The sequence below is a fragment of the Brevibacterium antiquum genome (genome assembly GCF_016107655.1).
GTDB lineage: Bacteria > Actinomycetota > Actinomycetes > Actinomycetales > Brevibacteriaceae > Brevibacterium > Brevibacterium antiquum.
The window spans coordinates 1-16701 of sequence record NZ_JABASX010000006.1; the positions used below are offsets into that span (position 1 = coordinate 1).

11 protein-coding genes are annotated in these 16701 nt (G+C 65.1%); 4 read left to right on the top strand and 7 right to left on the bottom strand.

What is annotated here, in order from left to right; genetic code table 11:
* The first annotated feature begins 346 nt into the window (after positions 1–346).
* Entirely contained in the window at positions 347–2020 is a 1674-nt protein-coding gene (locus JFC13_RS10995) for a BCCT family transporter (protein ID WP_198397125.1), read from the top strand.
* A gap of 183 nt (positions 2021–2203) precedes the next feature.
* Here JFC13_RS10995 and JFC13_RS11000 read toward each other — a convergent pair whose 3' ends face one another.
* From JFC13_RS11000 to JFC13_RS11025, 6 genes are all read right to left on the bottom strand, one after another.
* Complete coding sequence (locus JFC13_RS11000; protein ID WP_198397126.1) at positions 2204–2953, bottom strand: IclR family transcriptional regulator; 750 nt, start codon at positions 2951–2953, stop codon at positions 2204–2206.
* 3 nt (positions 2954–2956) lie between these two features.
* The gene (locus JFC13_RS11005; RefSeq protein ID WP_198397127.1) at positions 2957–4363 is read right to left on the bottom strand and encodes a formimidoylglutamate deiminase; all 1407 of its coding nucleotides are present in this window, start codon (positions 4361–4363) and stop codon (positions 2957–2959) included.
* The gene (locus tag JFC13_RS11010; RefSeq protein ID WP_198397128.1) at positions 4360–5622 is read right to left on the bottom strand and encodes an allantoate amidohydrolase; all 1263 of its coding nucleotides are present in this window, start codon (positions 5620–5622) and stop codon (positions 4360–4362) included. Before JFC13_RS11010 ends, JFC13_RS11005 begins: the two co-directional genes overlap by 4 nt.
* Position 5623: 1 nt before the next feature.
* Positions 5624–7333: a histidine ammonia-lyase gene (gene hutH / locus JFC13_RS11015; RefSeq protein WP_198397129.1), complete on the bottom strand. Its 1710-nt coding sequence runs from the start codon at positions 7331–7333 to the stop codon at positions 5624–5626.
* An 82-nt stretch (positions 7334–7415) separates the two neighbouring features.
* Positions 7416–8690, bottom strand: a complete 1275-nt coding sequence (gene hutI / locus JFC13_RS11020) for an imidazolonepropionase (RefSeq protein WP_198397130.1) — start codon at positions 8688–8690, stop codon at positions 7416–7418.
* 169 nt (positions 8691–8859) lie between these two features.
* A complete protein-coding gene (locus tag JFC13_RS11025) occupies positions 8860–10473 on the bottom strand; it encodes a class I adenylate-forming enzyme family protein (protein ID WP_198397131.1) in 1614 nt (537 codons plus the stop codon).
* Between the two features lie 145 nt (positions 10474–10618).
* Here JFC13_RS11025 and JFC13_RS11030 point away from each other — a divergent pair, with 145 nt between their 5' ends.
* Positions 10619–11926: a PucR family transcriptional regulator gene (locus tag JFC13_RS11030; RefSeq protein ID WP_198397132.1), complete on the top strand. Its 1308-nt coding sequence runs from the start codon at positions 10619–10621 to the stop codon at positions 11924–11926.
* A 202-nt stretch (positions 11927–12128) separates the two neighbouring features.
* Here the strand turns inward: JFC13_RS11030 and hutU are convergent, their stop codons facing one another.
* Positions 12129–13895, bottom strand: a complete 1767-nt coding sequence (gene hutU, locus JFC13_RS11035; RefSeq protein ID WP_198397133.1) for a urocanate hydratase — start codon at positions 13893–13895, stop codon at positions 12129–12131.
* Between the two features lie 331 nt (positions 13896–14226).
* On the opposite strand from hutU, the gene JFC13_RS11040 reads away from it, so the two are divergent.
* Positions 14227–15396, top strand: a complete 1170-nt coding sequence (locus JFC13_RS11040; protein ID WP_198397134.1) for a CaiB/BaiF CoA transferase family protein — start codon at positions 14227–14229, stop codon at positions 15394–15396.
* Positions 15397–15400: 4 nt separating this feature from the next.
* Positions 15401–16540 carry an acyl-CoA dehydrogenase family protein gene (locus JFC13_RS11045; protein ID WP_198397135.1) on the top strand — a complete coding sequence of 380 codons (1140 nt, stop codon included), beginning with the start codon at positions 15401–15403 and terminating at the stop codon, positions 16538–16540.
* Positions 16541–16701: the final 161 nt, after the last annotated feature.

Below are 16701 nucleotides of genomic sequence, written 5' to 3' on the forward strand. Positions count from 1 at the left end.
GGTCGGTAAGTCCTGGTCGATCCAGGCGCCTGGATCGACCAGGACTTACCGACCGTTGCTCTGCGTCGAGGAGGACTTGCAGACCGATGCCGCTGAGGAAAGGCACGCGACCTGCTCAGGCTCGAAATTTGAGGGCTGTCAGACCACGCGAGAAACGTCACACTCTTCATCAAGGTGCCGAAACAAGGCGGACATTCCACGCTGAAGCGAATACACTCGTCACCTACAAGGCTCCACGAACACCCCAGTTCGCGGAGCCTGTTTCTTGCCGTTGCGCACTACCCCCACCGCCCCCTGATGAAGACTCCTGCCCGCCGCCGAGGCGGACTCGAGCTTGGAGACCACGATGACGATGCTGGACAACCACGTACCTGAACCGGAGCCTGACCCCGGGCCTGAAGCCGACTCGGAGCCTGACCCCGCGGCGAGCACCACTGCCTCTGAAAAGATCGCCGCAGACAAAGCAGAAGCAGCACGGGAGGCAGACTCCGATTCGCGCAGCCCGGTCGGCACCGTGTTCTTCTGGTCGGTGGCCTTCGTCATCGTCTTCGTCATCTGGGCCACAGTCTCGCCCGACAGTCTCGGCGACATCATGACCACGGCGATGACCGCAGTGTCGTCGAGCTTCGGCTGGATCTACCTCGTAGTGCCCTTCGCCGCGATCGCCATGCTGGTGTGGTTCGCCGCGAGCCGCTTCGGACGCATCCGCCTCGGATCAGCGGACTCCCGTCCGGAGTACTCGACGCTCACATGGCTGTCGATGATCCTCGCCGCAGTCATGGGCATCGGACTAGTCAGCTACGGTGTGGCCGAACCGATGTCGCATTTCATGACACCGCCTCATGGCCTGGCCGAGCCGGAGACCATGAATGCCGCGATCCGGGCCATGCAGTTCTCCTATCTCGACTGGGGGTTCCAGGCCTGGGCCATCTTCGGCGTCTTCGGACTCGCTATCGGCTACTCGACACACAGGAAGGGACGCCCTGCCCTGGTTTCGACCATGCTGCGTCCGGTGCTCGGCCGGTTCGTCGACGGGTGGATCGGCAAGTTCATCGACATCCTCACCATCATCGCCACCCTGTTCGGCACGACAACCTCGCTGGGCCTCGGCGCCTCACAGATCGGTGAAGGCCTCAACACCGTCTTCGGCATCGACGCGACCATCGTCCTCCAGATCGCGGTCATCGGTGTGCTCACACTGCTATTCACCACCTCGGCGTTCTCAGGCGTCAGCCGCGGCATCAGATACATCTCGCAGATCACGTTGACCATGGCGACCGTCCTCGGACTCTTCGTCTTCATCACCGGGCCCAGCGGCTTCGTGGCGAACCTGTTCGTGCGTTCGGTCGGCTCCTTCGCGGGGAACTTCCTGGAACTGAGCTTCATGACCCCGTCGAGTGCCGCGGACAGCGAATGGATGCAGTCGTGGACCTACTTCATGATGGCCTGGTGGCTGTCCTGGAGCGCATTCGTCGGAATCTTCCTGGCCAAGATCTCAAAGGGCCGCACGATCCGCGAATTCGTCGCCGGCGTCCTCCTCGTCCCCAGCGCAGTCTTCTTCGTCTGGTTCACCATCATGGGCGGCTCCGCGATCAAGCTCGACATGGACGGTGCCAAGATCGGCGAGGCGACGGCATCCAACCTCGACACGGCCTTCTTCAGCCTGCTCGATCAGCTCCCACTCTCCCTCCTGGCATCGGTCTTCACGATAGTCATGGTGACTCTGTTCTTCGTGTCCTCCGCCGACTCGAACACCTTCGTGCTCAGCTCGCTGTCCTCACGGGGATCGTTCGAACCTCGCCGGCCGGTGATCGCCACCTGGGGGTTCCTCACCGGCGCCTGCGCGATCGTGCTGCTCCTCGTCGGCGGACTGCAGGCACTGCAACAGGCGGCGATGCTCTCAGCAGTGCCGTTCACCGTCATCGTCATCATCCTCGGTATCGCCTTGATCAAGGAACTGCGCAGCGACCATCAAATCGTCGAGGAAGTCGCCCGCGAAAGGCGGGTGCTGGGGCTCTGAGCCTTACTTTGAATCGAGGCTTCACCTCTGCGGCGGTTGAACTCATAATGCGCTGCGGTCACTTTTATGAGAAACGGGCCTCAGCCATAAAAATTGAAGTGGCTAGTTATGAGTATTGGATATTGCGGTCATCGTGACGGCGGGCGCCTGTTGCACTGAGGAATCACTTCAGCGCCGCGCTCCTCACCGCAGCTTGGCGGTCACCTCGGCGGCGGCCGCGAGGACCTTGTCCACGAGTGGCTCGGTGTCGGTGTCCTCGGTCAGCGCTTCCCCGGCCAGAGAGAGTCCGATTGCGGCGATCGGACGGGAGAGGACATCGTAAACGGGAGCGGCGATCGTCGAAATCCCGGGGGTGACCTCACCATGCTCGATTGCCCACCCGGCTCGCCGATCCTGTGCCAGGATCGCGTTGAGCGCCTTGACCGTGGTCGGGCCCTGACCGGTGCGGGTGACGAATCCGGACTCGGATTGGAACATCGCCAGCACCTCTGACTTGGGCAGATGCGCGAGTATCGCCCGCCCAGTCGCCGTCAGGTAGCTGGGCATGCGCACACCGGTGGCGGTGATGACCGCGACCGATTTCAGAGACTGCTCCTTGAGGACATACACGGTCTCCCAACCGCGGATGACGGCCAGCTGAGTCGTCGCCGACGTCTCCTCGGCAAGCTGCCGCACGATGGGCTGCGCCAAACGCTGCAGAGGGTTCGTGCGCAGATAGGAGCTGCCCAGTTCGTGCACGCCAGCACCCAGTGCGTAACCCGATTCGGTGCGAACGACGAGCCCCAATTCTTCGAGCACGGTGAGCAGCTCGTAGGCACTCGAGCGGGGGATCTCCAGCGCCCGCACCAGTGCACCGGCGGTGATCGGCCGATTCGATGAGGCAAGGTGCCTGAGAATCGCGATCGACCGCCGCAGTGCCGGGACCTCAGCCACGGTTCAGTCCTCCATCCCGAGGGCCGCGAACGCAGCCCGGTACAGTTCAGAGATTTCGCCGAGTTCGGTGTGCACACCGTCGCGGACCCGAACTTGGGCGCCGCTGACGGTCATCGTCACATCCGCCGAGGTGGCCGAGAGGATGATCTGTTCTCCCACCGAACCGAAGGTGCGCATGCTGTCGGTGGCCACTGCAATGAAGTCACATGCCGTGCCCACGGCCAGTTCGCCGACGGGCAGGTCGAGGCTGCGCGCCCCACCCGTCGTCAGCGAGGTGATGAGCTCGGCAGGCGAGAATCGGCCCCGCTGGCCTGAGCGCAGTCGTTCCCCGGCTTCCAGGCCCTGGGTCTCGCGCAGGGCGTCGAGGACGACGTGCTGATCGGAGCCGATCGAGATGGTGGCCCCAGCGTCGGCGAGTTCGCGGGCCGGGCCGATGCCGTCGGCCAGGTCGGCCTCGGTGCACGGGCACATGACGATCTTGGCTTCTGCCCTGCCCAGGGTCGCGATGTCCTCATCGCTGAGGTGGGTGGCATGGACAGCCGAAAGATTCGACGCGACCACACCGGAACGTGCAAGGACCTGCGTGGGTGTCGTGCCGTACGCGGCTTGGCAGGCTTCGTTCTCCGCCGGCTGCTCGGACAGATGGACGTGGACCGGTCCCTCGAGTTCGGCGAACCGGGGCAGGTTCGCGGCCGGGACGGCGCGGATCGAGTGGATGGCCGATCCCACGTAAACGAAGCTCTCACCAGGAGATCCGACCGGGAACTCGGTGGCGAAAGACTCGGACAGCGCCACGTGGCGGTCCATGTATCCGTCGATGGTCCCGTCGCCGAAGCGGGCCTGCTCGGCCGAAAGATCGGTGTCGATGCCGCCGGTGAGATAGCAGGTGTCGAGGAGTCGGATGCGCAGTCCCGCCGAGGCGGCCGCTCGTGCCAGCGCTCGTTCCATCGCGTGAGTGCGGGGTTCGTCGTGCGCCGAAACGTCCCCGCGGGGACGTTCGTCCTGACTTTCGGCACCGTACGGTGTCCCGTCGGGTTCGTGGTGGACGTAGTGGAACTCCCCCACCGAGGTGTAGCCGCCGGTGAGCATCTCCGCGAAGACCGCACGAGCCACGGTTTCGTAGTTCTCCGGGCTCAGCTTCGCGGCCACGGAGTACATGACTTCGCGCCAGGTCCAGAAGGTCCCGCCGTCACCGTGGGTGCGCCCCCGCAGGATGCGGTGGAAGGCGTGGGAGTGGGCGTTGACTCCACCGGGCAGGGTGAACCCGGGGACCACCTCGGCGATGGTGGGTGGGGTGTCGATTCCGGTCTCGACTGAGGTCAGGGTGCCTGTCTCATCGGCGGTGAGCAGGACGCCGGTGGCGACCTGACCGTTGACCCAGGCGGTTTCGCACCAGAAACGCGTGCTCACTGTGGACCTCCGCTGCTCGCCCCGAGGCTGCTTGCACCGAAGCTGCTTGCTCCGAGTTCGCCTTCGAGGACCTTCACCAGCGCATCGACACCGGCCCGCTGGTCATCGACTTCGCAGGCCTCTTCGGGTGCGTGGGAGACTCCGGTCGGGTTGCGCACGTAGAGCATCGCCGAGGGCACGTGCGGGGCGAGGATGCCCGCATCGTGTCCGGCGCCCGAGGGCAGCAGCGGTGCGTTCGGCAGCACAGAGGTCAGTCTGGAGTTGAGTTCGGCGGTGAAGTAGGTCGTCGGTGAGTAGGACTCCTGCGAGATGCTCACCTGAACCCCGGTGTCACCGGCGTGGTCCTGCGCGCGCTTCGAGATCGCTTCGAGCACCTGCTTGACGACAGCGTCATCGGCGTGACGGATGTCGAGCCAAAAGCTCATGCCCGAGGCAATGACGTTCGTCCCGCCCGGGTGGATGAGGGTACGGCCGACCGTGGCTACGGCACTCGCGTCAGTGGCGGCCGCTAGGGTCGGAATATCGCCGATCACGCGGGAGGCCGCGACGACAGGATCGGCGCGGTGGCTCATCGGGGTGGTGCCGGCGTGGTTGCCCTGGCCGGAGAACGCGAAGTGCCAGCGGCCGTGGCCGATGATCGAGGAGCCGATCGCCACTGCCTGGTCGGTGTTGATGAGACCGATACCCTGCTCGACGTGGAGTTCGATGAAGGATCCGACCTTCTCCAGCCGGGCTTTGTCGGTACCGACGCGGTTCGGGTCGAGCCCGTATCCGCGGGCAACGTCGGCGAAGGTGTCACCATTGGCGTCGGTGAGACCCAGTGCCCGGTCGGCCTCGATGGCGCCGGTGATGAGGCGCGATCCGAGGCAGGCGACGCCGAAGCGTGAACCCTCTTCCTCGGGGAAGACGGCGAGCGCGAGCGGCCGCTGAGCGCGCTCGAGTGCTCCCGATGCCTTGAGTTCGTCGAAGGCCGCCAGCGCCGAGGCGACGCCGAGGGGGCCGTCAAACGCTCCGCCACCGGGGACGGAGTCGAGGTGAGAGCCGGTGACGACGGCGTTGTCACCGGGCGCGGTCGCCCACGCCCAGGTGATGCCATTGTCATCGATCTCGGTGTCGAGGCCACGGCGGGCCGCCTCGGCGAGGAACCATTCGCGCAGTTCACGCTCGGTCGAGGAGAACCCGGGCCGCTGGTAGCCGGGACCGCGGGTGTCACGGCCCGTGTCCTCGATCTGGGCCAGGAGGGAGACGACGTCGCTCATCTCAGTTCGCCTCGCCCGAACCGTTGGTGCCGGATTCGTCCTGATGGGTCGTTGCCGCATCCGTGCCGGAGGCTGCGGCGGCCGCGTCGAGGTTGCCCAGGGCGGTGAACTCGGGGTCGTTGACCGCCGGTGACCCGCCTTCGGGCAGCCAGGTTCCAGCAGCCGAGGTGACGGTGTGGCGCAGCGGTGAGACCGACTCGGCAGCGGCCACCAGGGAGCCGTCCTTGACCTTGGCGATCGTCTCGGCCAGCTCCGGGGACAGGAAGCGGTCCGGGCCGGGGCCGGGCACAGTCTCACGGATCGCGGAGATCACGGCTCCGGTGACCGGTGCCGGTGCGGCTTCGCGCATATCGCAGGCACGGGCGGCGGCGTAGAACTCGATGCCGACGACGCTGGCGAGATTGTCGACGACCTTGCGCAGCTTGCGGGCAGCCGACCAGCCCATCGATACGTGATCTTCCTGCATGGCCGAGGACGGGATCGAGTCGACCGAGGCGGGGCTGGCGTTGCGCTTGGCCTCGGAGACCATTGCGGCCTGCGTGTAGTGGGCGATCATCAGTCCCGAGTCGACGCCGGCATCGTCGGCGAGGAACGGGGTCAGATCCTGGTTGCGGGTGACATCCATCATCCGGTCGGTGCGGCGTTCGGACATGGAGGCCACGTCGGCGGAGACGATGGCGAGGAAGTCGAGGGCGTGGGCCAGGGGTGCGCCGTGGAAGTTGCCGTTGGAGGAGACCATGCCGTTGGTGAGCACGACGGGGTTGTCGATGGCCGCACGCAGTTCACGCTCGGCGACCTGAGTCGCGAAGGCCACAGCATCGCGGGCGGAACCGTTGACCTGCGGGGCGCAGCGCATCGAGTAGGCGTCCTGAACGAGGTGGGTCGAGTCGCGGTGGCTGGCGGTGATGCCCGAGTCCTTCAGCGAGGTCAGCATGTTCGCGGCTGCCGCGGACTGGCCGTCGTGCGGGCGCAGGGCGTAGTGGAGTTCGGGGGCGAAGACGGCGTCGGTGCCGAAGAGTCCCTCGATGCTCATAGCCGCGGAGACGTCGACGGCAGTGAGCAGGTTCTCCAGGTCGGTCAGGGCCATGATGAGCATGCCGAGCATGCCGTCGGTGCCGTTGACGAGTGCCAGGCCTTCCTTCTCGGCGAGGGTCACGGGCGTGATTCCGGCCTTCGCCAGCACTTCGTCGGCGGGTCCGGCGACCCCGTCTGGTCCGGCGGCCACGCCTTCACCCATAACGACGAGCGCACAGGCAGAGAGCGGCGCGAGGTCACCGGAGCAGCCCAGCGATCCGTATTCGTGGACGACCGGGGTGATGCCGGCGTTGAGGAGGTCGACGTAGGTCTGGAGCACCTCGGCGCGCACCCCTGCTCGGCCGGTGGCCAGGGTGCGGGCACGAAGGAGCATGAGTGCGCGCACGACCTCGCGTTCGACGGGTTCGCCGACGCCTGCCGCGTGGGAGCGGATGAGTGATTTCTGCAGCTGGGTGCGCAGTTCGGCGGGGATGTGGCGCTGGGCCAGGGCACCGAAGCCGGTGGAGACTCCGTAGACGGGCTTCTCAGCCTGGGCGAGCGCGTCGATGGCTTCGCGGTATTTGTTCACGCGGGCCAGGGTGGTCTCGCTCAGGGCCACCTTCGCATCGTGGCGGGCGACGTCGACGACCTGGGCGAATGTGAGGGTATCGGGATCGAGATCGATGAAGACTGACATCTGGGACCTTTCGGTTGAGTGAGTTATACGTACGTGTTATGTGTGGTTCAGACCTGTGGAGTGGTTCAGACCTGCGGGCGGTTCAGACCTGCGGGCGGTTGTCGGCGACGAGTTCGCCACCGGAGTAGACGCGTTCGACGAGTTGGACTCCGGGCCGGTAGGCCAGGTGGCGGTAGCTGGGGGCGTCGAGGATGATCAGGTCGGCCCGGGCTCCGGCGCCGAGGTGCCCGACGTCGGTGCGCTGCAGGGCGTTGGCTCCACCGGCGGTGACGGCCCAGACAGCCTGTTCGACGGTGAAGTGCATATCGCGAACCCCGATGGCGATCGTGAAGGGGATGCTGTTGGAGAATCCCGATCCCGGGTTGCAGTCCGTGGCGATCGCCAGGCTCACGCCAGCCTCGACGTATCGACGGGCGTCTGGGTAGGGCTGGCGGGTGGAGAATTCGATGCTCGGCAGCAGCGTGACGACGGTGCCGGATTTCGCGAGGGCCGCGAGGTCCTCGTCCGAGGCGAAGGTGGCGTGGTCGACGGAGACGCAGCCGAGTTCCGCGCCGAGTCTGAGCGCTCCCCCCTCGGTGAGCTGGTTGGCGTGCAGTCGCGGCTTCATGCCCACGGCCTTGCCGGCCTCGATGATCCGACGTGTCTGGTCTTCGGTGAAGGCACCTTTTTCGCAGAACACGTCGATCCACTTGGCCTGACCGGTCGCGGCCGGGATGATCTCATCGACGACGAGGTCGACATAGCCTTGAGGGTTCTCTTTGAACTCCGGTGGCACCACGTGTGCGGCGATGAGAGTCGATTCGGGCGTGTGCCGGTTGATGATCCTCAGCGCCCGCAGTTCGTCCTCGAGCGTGAGCCCGTAGCCGGACTTGACCTCGAAGGTCGTCGTGCCCTGCCGGGTAGCCTGACTCATGAGGTGGACGAGGTTGGCCTCGAGCTCCTCCTCGCCGGCGGCACGGGTCGCGGCGACGGTTGTCGCGATGCCTCCGGCCGAGTACTTCTGGCCGGCCATGCGCGCGGCGAATTCCTCGGACCGGTCACCGGCGAAGATGAGGTGATTGTGGCTGTCGACGAAGCCGGGGAGGACGGCCTTGCCGCCCACGTCGATCGTCTCCAGCTCCACTCCCCCGCTCGCCGAGGTGAGGGTGCCGTTTTCGATGTCATCGTCGTCCAGCGACGAAGAGGTGCTCCGATCGCCGAGGTGATCCTTGACTGCGCTGTCCGCCTGAGCGGACGGGCCTGACCACAGGATCCGACCGTCATCGATGAGCACGGCGGCATCGTCGATGACGTCCAGGGCGCCGAGGCTGTCGAGGTCGTTGACGACCAATTCGCTGATCCCGGTGATGAGCTGCAAGGGAGTGTCCTTCGCGATCGAGAGTAGTTCACTCTCAGTATGGACCGCGCAGGCTCACCACTGAACCGGGATCAGCGAAATTCGTCCGACATTTCGGACAGTTCGTGAGCGACGCCTCATAGCCCTCAAGCCCGCCGCAGACGCAGTTCGGCGTCGTTACCTCACGCCCTCACTTCTCGCGCAGGTCACCCTTGTGGATCTTGCCGACCGAGTTCTTCGGCAGGCTGGCGACGATGTGGATCGCGGCAGGAACCTTGAACCGAGCAAGCTTGGTCTCGAGGAACTCCTGGAGCTCTTCGCCCGTGGTCTTCGCGTCGGTGCGCAGTGCCACATGGGCGATGGGAATCTCTCCGTACTTGTCATCCGGGCTGCCGACGACAGCCGCCTCGGTGACCTGCGGGTGGCCCAGGAGCGCGTCCTCGATCTCCTTGGGGTAGATGTTCTCTCCGCCGCGGATGATCATGTCCTTGATTCGGTCGACGAGGGTGAGGTACCCCTCCTCGTCGAGGTATCCGATGTCCCCGGTGTGCAGCCATCCGTCCCTGAGCGTCTCGGCTGTCGCCCCGGAGCGACCGAGATAGCTCTTCATGACGGTCTGCCCGGAGATGACAACCTCCCCGGCCTCGCCGACGTCCATGAATCGTCCCTCCGGGTCCTTGGCCGCCACGGTGATTCCCGGCAAGGCTGTGCCCACGGTCCCCGGGCGGTGGGTGCCGTCGTTGCGGTTGAGGGTCGCCGCGACCGAGCATTCCGAGAGACCGTAGCCTTCGAGGATGGTCACGTCGAACTTCGATTCGAAACGGGTGATCGCGTCGACCGACATCGGAGCCGCACCGCAGATGACGTACCGGAGGGAAGAGGTATCGACGCTGCGCTGGGTTGTGGCCTCAAGGACCGAGTAGATCGTCGGCACCGCAGAGAAGTAGGTGGGGCGCTCTTCTTCGACGGCATCCCAGAAGGTTCTCGGATCGAACTTCGGCAGCACGTGGACGCTGCCGCCGAACATCAGCGGTGCCACTGTGCCGGCGAGGAGTCCGTTGCAGTGGAAGAGAGGGAGTACGAGGAGGCTGCGAGCGTCCTGGCCGAAGTCGATCCCGCTGAGGATCGACCACACCATGGACGAGATGTTGAATTGGTCGAGTACGCAGCCCTTCGGCCTGCCTGTCGTACCCGAGGTGTAGATGATGAGTGATGCGTCTTCGCCGCGGATATCGAGATCACGGATGGGTTCGGCGCCTCCGCGGAAGCAGTCCTCGTCGACGGAGAGGAAACCGAGCCCGCGGACGTCAGCGATCATCCCGGCGCGGGAGTCGCCGATGAGCACCACGGCACCGGAGTCGTCGAGCTGGAAGCTCACCTCGTCGTCGGTCAGGGCAGGGTTGATCGGGGTCAGCGCCGCACCAAGGGACCAGGTCGCGAACATCGTCGTGATGACCTCGGGGACGTTGCGCAGAAGCACACCGACCACAGAGCCGTGACCGACCCTGAACTTGGTTCTCATTGCGTGTGCGGTCGCAGCCACAGCGGATGCGAATTCGGAGTTGTCGAAGCTGCCACCGGGCCAACTCAGGCACGGCCCGTTGGGATCGAACAGAGCGCGATCGGCAGGGAGTCCGACCACACCGGCCACGGGGAAGGCTGAGGCCACAGCCGCCTCGGCGACCCTCTGCTCGGCGCATGACAGATCGTCGACACCTGCCGGGCCATCAGCGCGGGCTTCTGCATCGTCGCGGGTCGGCGTATAGCTCCTGGTCGACGCGGAGGCGGTATTCGAGATCTGCATAGTCCGATCGTATCCAAGCATCAAGGTCAGCACACTGGACGCGCACGTCAAAGCACTTCCCAATGTTCGGTCAAGGGTACAAAAGGACCCCGGAACCGCCTCAGATGTTCTCACCACGAAGTTCAGGTCGCGCTAATCTGTCCCTATGGCCCCCTCTCCTTCAGGGACGTCCGATGACGGGCACGATCCCACACATGACACCGCCGAGGTGATGGAGCACCTCGCCCGGATCTCCGCCGAGCTGAGTCCGCGCGTACCAGAGCTGACTCGGACCGTGAACGACTATCTGGCCACGCGGATCACAGAGCTCGGCGAGGAACCCACGCTCCTTGACCTGCTCAGTGCGAGCATCGAAGGAAATATCGAGACCATCTTCCATGCGATCCGGCATGGAATCGCCTCAGACAACCTCGAACCACCGGTCGCGGCCTACGAATACGCCAGACGGCTGGCACAGCGCGGTATCTCCGTGAATGCGCTGGTCAGGGCCTACCGCCTGGGGCAGCAGCGATTGCTGCAGGCCGCCTACGACTACATCGCCGAGGATGCCGAACTCTCGGTCGATCTGGTCCCGGCAGTGTTCCAGCGTCTGGTCGACGAGGTGTCGGAATACATCGATTGGATGTCGGAGAAGGTCGCCCTCCTCTACCAGCAGGAACGTGACGCCTGGTTGGCCAATCGCACCACCGCCCGCGAATCCCAGGTCAGAGGCATCATCGAGGGCGGGCACATCGACGCCACGGCGGCCGCGGCGACGTTGGGATACAACCTCGCCGCCCGTCATGTGGCGGTCATCGCCTGGACCCACCATTCTGCACCGGACACCGTCGATGGCCTGGGCAGATTCACCTCCGCCATCAACGCCGCGGCCGCAGCGATGGGCTCCCCACGATCCAGTCTGATCATCAGTCGCGACCAGGACACCGCTTGGGGGTGGATCTCGGTACCCGAGGGCTGGGAGTACGAGGAGTCCCTCGGTGATCGTCTGAATGCCACCGAATTCGTGCACCTGGCCCTCGGCTCCGCTCACACGGGAGCGGCGGGATTCCGACTCTCTCACCATGAAGTCATGCGAGTCCAGAACGTGTGCCTGGCCGGACGAACTCCTGCGGCGCTGAGCTCGCACGATGAGCCTGGGATGGCTCTGGTCTCACTGCTGGCCAATGATGTCGAGGGGGCCCGCAGCTGGGTGCGCTCCGTGCTCGGCCCACTGGCGGAGGACTCCGAGGCCAATGCTCGCCACCGTTCGACCCTGCTGACATTCCTGCGACACGACCGCAGCTACACGGCCACGGCCGCTGCCATGACGATGCACAAGAACTCGATCCGGTACCGGGTGGAAATGGCGGAGGCGATGCTCGGCATGGAGTTGAGTTCGAATCGGCTCAACATCGAGGCAGCCCTCTATGCTCACAGCTTCATCTTTGTACCTGGAGAACAAACACCCGACTGAGCCTCGGCGCGAGACGGGAGACGGGAGATGGGTGACGCGTGACGCGAAACGGGAGTCGCGAGACGCGAGACGCGAAACGCGAAACGCGTGACGCGTGACGCGTGAGGCGTGAGGCGGTGGGCGTAGTTCAACAGTCGAAGTCAGGGTGAGCAGTTTCAAACCTGCTCACCCTGACTTCGACTGTTGAATCGAGGCTCTGCCCCTACTGGGCGGCGGACTCCTCGTCGCGCTTGTCGAGCTCGGGGATCATCGGCACGCGCTGGCCGCGCTCGGCAGCGACCTCGGCGGCACGGTCGTAGCCGGCGTCGACGTGGCGGATGACGCCCATGCCTGGGTCGTTCGTCAGCAGGCGGGCCAACTTCTTGGCAGCCAGCTCGGTGCCGTCGGCCACGGAAACCTGGCCGGCGTGGATGGAGCGGCCGATGCCGACGCCGCCGCCGTGGTGGATGGAGACCCAGGTGGCACCCGAGGAGGTGTTGACCATGGCGTTGAGCAGCGGCCAGTCGGCCACAGCGTCGGTGCCGTCGAGCATCGATTCGGTCTCACGGTAGGGGCTGGCGACCGAGCCGGAGTCGAGGTGGTCACGGCCGATGACGATCGGGGCAGAGATCTTGCCCTCGGCGACGAGCTGGTTGAACAGCAACCCGGCCTGCTGACGCTCCTTGTAGCCGAGCCAGCAGATGCGAGCCGGGAGACCCTCGAACTCGACGTATTCGTTCGCAGCGTCGAGCCAGGTGTGGAGGTGCTCGTTCTCGGGGAAGAGCTCCTTGAGTGCCTTGTCGGTGACCTCGATGTCCTTGGGATCACCGGACAGGGCGACCCAGCGGAACGGTCCGAGACCTTCGCAGAAGAGCGGACGGATGTAGGCGGGGACGAAGCCGGGAAACTCGAAGGCGCGCTCATAGCCGGCCTTGCGGGCTTCATCGCGGATCGAGTTGCCGTAGTCGAAGACCTCGGCGCCGCGATCCTGGAATTCGACCATGGCACGCACGTGCTTGGCCATGGACTCCTCGGCGCGGATGGTGAACTTCTCCGCGTCCTGCTCGGCCTCATCATGCCAGTCATCGACGCTGACGCCGATGGGCAGGTAGGACAGCGGGTCGTGCGCCGAGGTCTGGTCGGTGACGATGTCGACCTCTGCGGCCTCAGGACGGTCGAGGATCATCGGCAGGATCTCAGCGGCGTTGCCGACGAGTCCCACAGACAGCGCCTGATTGTTCTTCTTGGCCTCGATGACCTTGGCGAGTGCGGTGTCGAGATCGGTCTCGACCTCGTCGAGGTAGCGCTTGGACTTGCGACGGTCCAGGCGGGTCTTATCGACGTCGATGATGAGGCAGGCGCCGCCGTTGAGGGTCACGGACAGCGGCTGGGCGCCGCCCATGCCGCCGCAGCCGCCGGTGATCGTCAGGGTTCCGGCCAAGGTGCCGTTGTAGCGTTTGCGGGCGATGGCGCCGAAGGTCTCATAGGTGCCCTGCAGGATGCCCTGGGTGGCGATGTAGATCCAGGAGCCGGCGGTCATCTGGCCGTACATCATGAGGCCCTCGGCCTCGAGTTCACGGAAGTGCTCCCAATTGGCCCAGTCGCCGACGAGGTTGGAGTTGGCGATGAGCACACGAGGCGCCCATTCGTGGGTGCGCATGACACCGACCGGCTTGCCCGACTGGACGAGGAGAGTCTCATCGTCCTCGAGGTCATCAAGGGTGCGCACGATCGCGTCGTAGGCCTCCCAGGAGCGAGCCGCGCGACCGGTGCCGCCGTAGACGACGAGGTCTTCGGGACGCTCGGCAACCTCGGGGTCGAGGTTGTTCATGAGCATCCGCTTAGGAGCTTCGGTCTGCCAGGACTTGGCGGTGATCTGCGTGCCACGGTCGGCGCGGATCACGCGTGAGGGGTCATGCTGGGTGAACGACGGCTTCGTCGCTGCGGTGCTCGAGTTGGAGGTGCCCGAGGTTTCGGAGACGCTGGTCATGTGACTCTCCTTCTTCATTCTGTCTGACGGAGCGGAACGATTCTCATGTTCGGATCATGGCGAGCGGGAACCAGTCCCCCTCATTGTCATCGCTGACTACACATCCCATTCTGTCCTCTGCGCAGAAAAGCGATAGTGGCCTGGATCAAGTTCTGTCCGACATTTCGGACTGCGGTGTCGGCGTGCCTCAACTCTGAGTCTCGCCAGCCATGGTCCATGCCTCCACAGCACTGGATAGTCGACTAGCGACTCCACAGACAATCCGACACCTCGGACGAAACTCGAGGTGAGAGCGTTGTCTTCCGCGCTCCTCACCTCGAGGATTGTCCTCATGAACGCAACGAAGCAACTTCTCAGCGGGGTCAGGGTCGCCGACTTCTCCCGCGTGCTGGCCGGCCCTTATGCCACCGCCATGCTCGCCGATCAGGGCGCCGAGGTCTTCAAGATCGAAATGCCGGGCCATGGTGATGACTCCCGCCACCTGGGCCCCTTCACCGACACGGGCTCGACGTATTTCACGTCCCTCAACCGGGGCAAACGCTCCATCGAGGCCGATCTCAAGGATCCCGAGCAGCATGCGCAGCTGCTCGACTTCCTCCGCACCTGCGATGTGGTCGTCGAGAACTTCCGGCCGGGCGTGGCAGCCAAACTGGGCCTATCCTTTGAGGACATCAAAGAGGTCAAACCCGACATCGTCTACGCCTCGATCTCCGGCTTTGGGCAGACCGGCACACAGGCGAAACGGCCTGCCTACGACACCGTCATCCAGGCCCTCAGCGGACTCATGTCGTCCACCGGCTTCCCCGAGGGCTCCCCCACCCGCGTGGGGGAATCCATCGCCGACGTCTCCGCCGGAGTCTTCGCTGCCTTCGGCGTCTCGAGCGCCCTCTTCCACCGCCAGACCACCGGCGAAGGGGCCCACATCGACATTCCGATGCTCGACGTCATGCTCGCCACGCAGCCGACCAACGCAGCCATCCACGCCGCCGGCTCCGCCCCGGGCCGGGTCGGCAACCGCCACCCGATCTCAGCGCCCTTCGACACCTATCAAGCGGCCGACGGGCTCGTCGTCATCGCCGTCGCCAATGACAAGCTCTTCGGAGTCCTCTCTGCGACCCTCGGCAAGCCCGAGCTCGCCACCGATGCCAGGTTCGCCACAGACGGACTCCGCTCGGACAACGACGAGGATCTGCGCACCGAGATCGAGGAGTTCACCAGCACTCACACGGTGGCCGAGCTGTGCGCGATCTTCGACGCGGCAGGAGTCCCCAACTCCCCGGTTCTCAACTTCACCGAGGCGATCGACGGCACCATCACCGCCGACCGCGATCTCACCACCATTGATGCCCGCACCGGTCATACGCACCTGCGCCACCCCCTCCTCGTCGACGGTGTCAGGCCGACATCCGCGCTTCCGGTGCCCCACCTCGGCGAACACAATGACGAGCTGAGCGCAGAACGAACTGACGCACCCCGTTCAGCAGAACCGACGAAGGAGTAGGACCATGGGATTCGACATCAGCGCGGACGAGCAGGAACTCGTCGACGCCGTCACACAGATCAGCAAAGATGTCCTCGTACCGCAGGCCGCGGCCGCGGATGCGAACGAACGCGTCTCGGACGCAACATTGCAGACCCTCGCCGAGGTGGGGGTCCTTGGCCTGAACCTGCCCGAGGAATTCGGTGGGCCGGGAGTCGGCTCGGTGGCGATGAGCCAAATGGTCGCCGCAGTGACCGAGGCGTGCGCTTCGACGGCGTCCATCATCACAGCACAGTTCCTCGCCACCGACTCGATCCTGCTCGGCGGCACCGATGCCCAGCGCGAGAACTGGCTGCCCAGGGCCGCCGCCGGTGAGATCATCGGTTCCTTCGGACTGACCGAACCGGGGGCGGGGTCTAACCCTGCCGAGATGTCGACGTGGGCCACACGCGTCGAAGACGGCTGGCACCTCAAGGGCACCAAATGCTTCATCACGAACGCCGGATTCGCCGACTTCATCGTCGTCTACGCAAAGACCGACGTCGAGGCCGGGCACAAGGGGATCAGCGCATTCATCGTCGACACCAAGGTGGCCGGTGACGGGCTGAATTTCAATCCCCCGGAGAAGACGATGGGTCTGCGCGGCAGCCCGGTCTACGAGTTCGTTATCGACACGATCGTTGCCGACGACGCGCTGCTGGGCGTCGAGGGCGAGGGCTTCACCACGGCCATGCGCGTCCTCGACCGGGGCCGCATCGAGGTCGCGGCGATGAGCCTCGGAATCTCGAAGGCCGCCCTCGACGCGGCAGTGGCCTGGTCCGGCGAGCGCAAGATCAACGGCAAACCGCTCAACCGCCTGCAGGGCATCGCCTTCAAGCTCGCCGACATGTACATGAAGTACCGATCGGCGTGGCTGCTGACGATGGATGCCGCGGAGCAGAGGGACGCCGAGGTGGACTTCACCAGGTCCTCGGCCACGGCCAAACTCGCCGCGTCCGAGGCTGCCGCGTTCATCGCCGACGAAGCGCTGCAGATCCACGGCGGCTACGGCTTCACCAGGGACTTCCCGCTCGAACGATACGTCCGCGATGCCAGGATCTACCGCATCTATGAGGGTTCCTCGGAGATCCAGCGCACGATCATCGCCCGCAGCCTCTCGGTCTGAGGGCGAACGCGAGAACTTCGCCGAGGCGGGACCTGACGTGAACGATCACGGCGGGCCGCCTCGGCGCGAAACGTTGTCCTCCGAATTTTCCGAGATATCGGACAAAAGATGTGATGTGGACCTCGTCTGGGACCTCAGGGCGGTGCCACACTGTTCCTGAT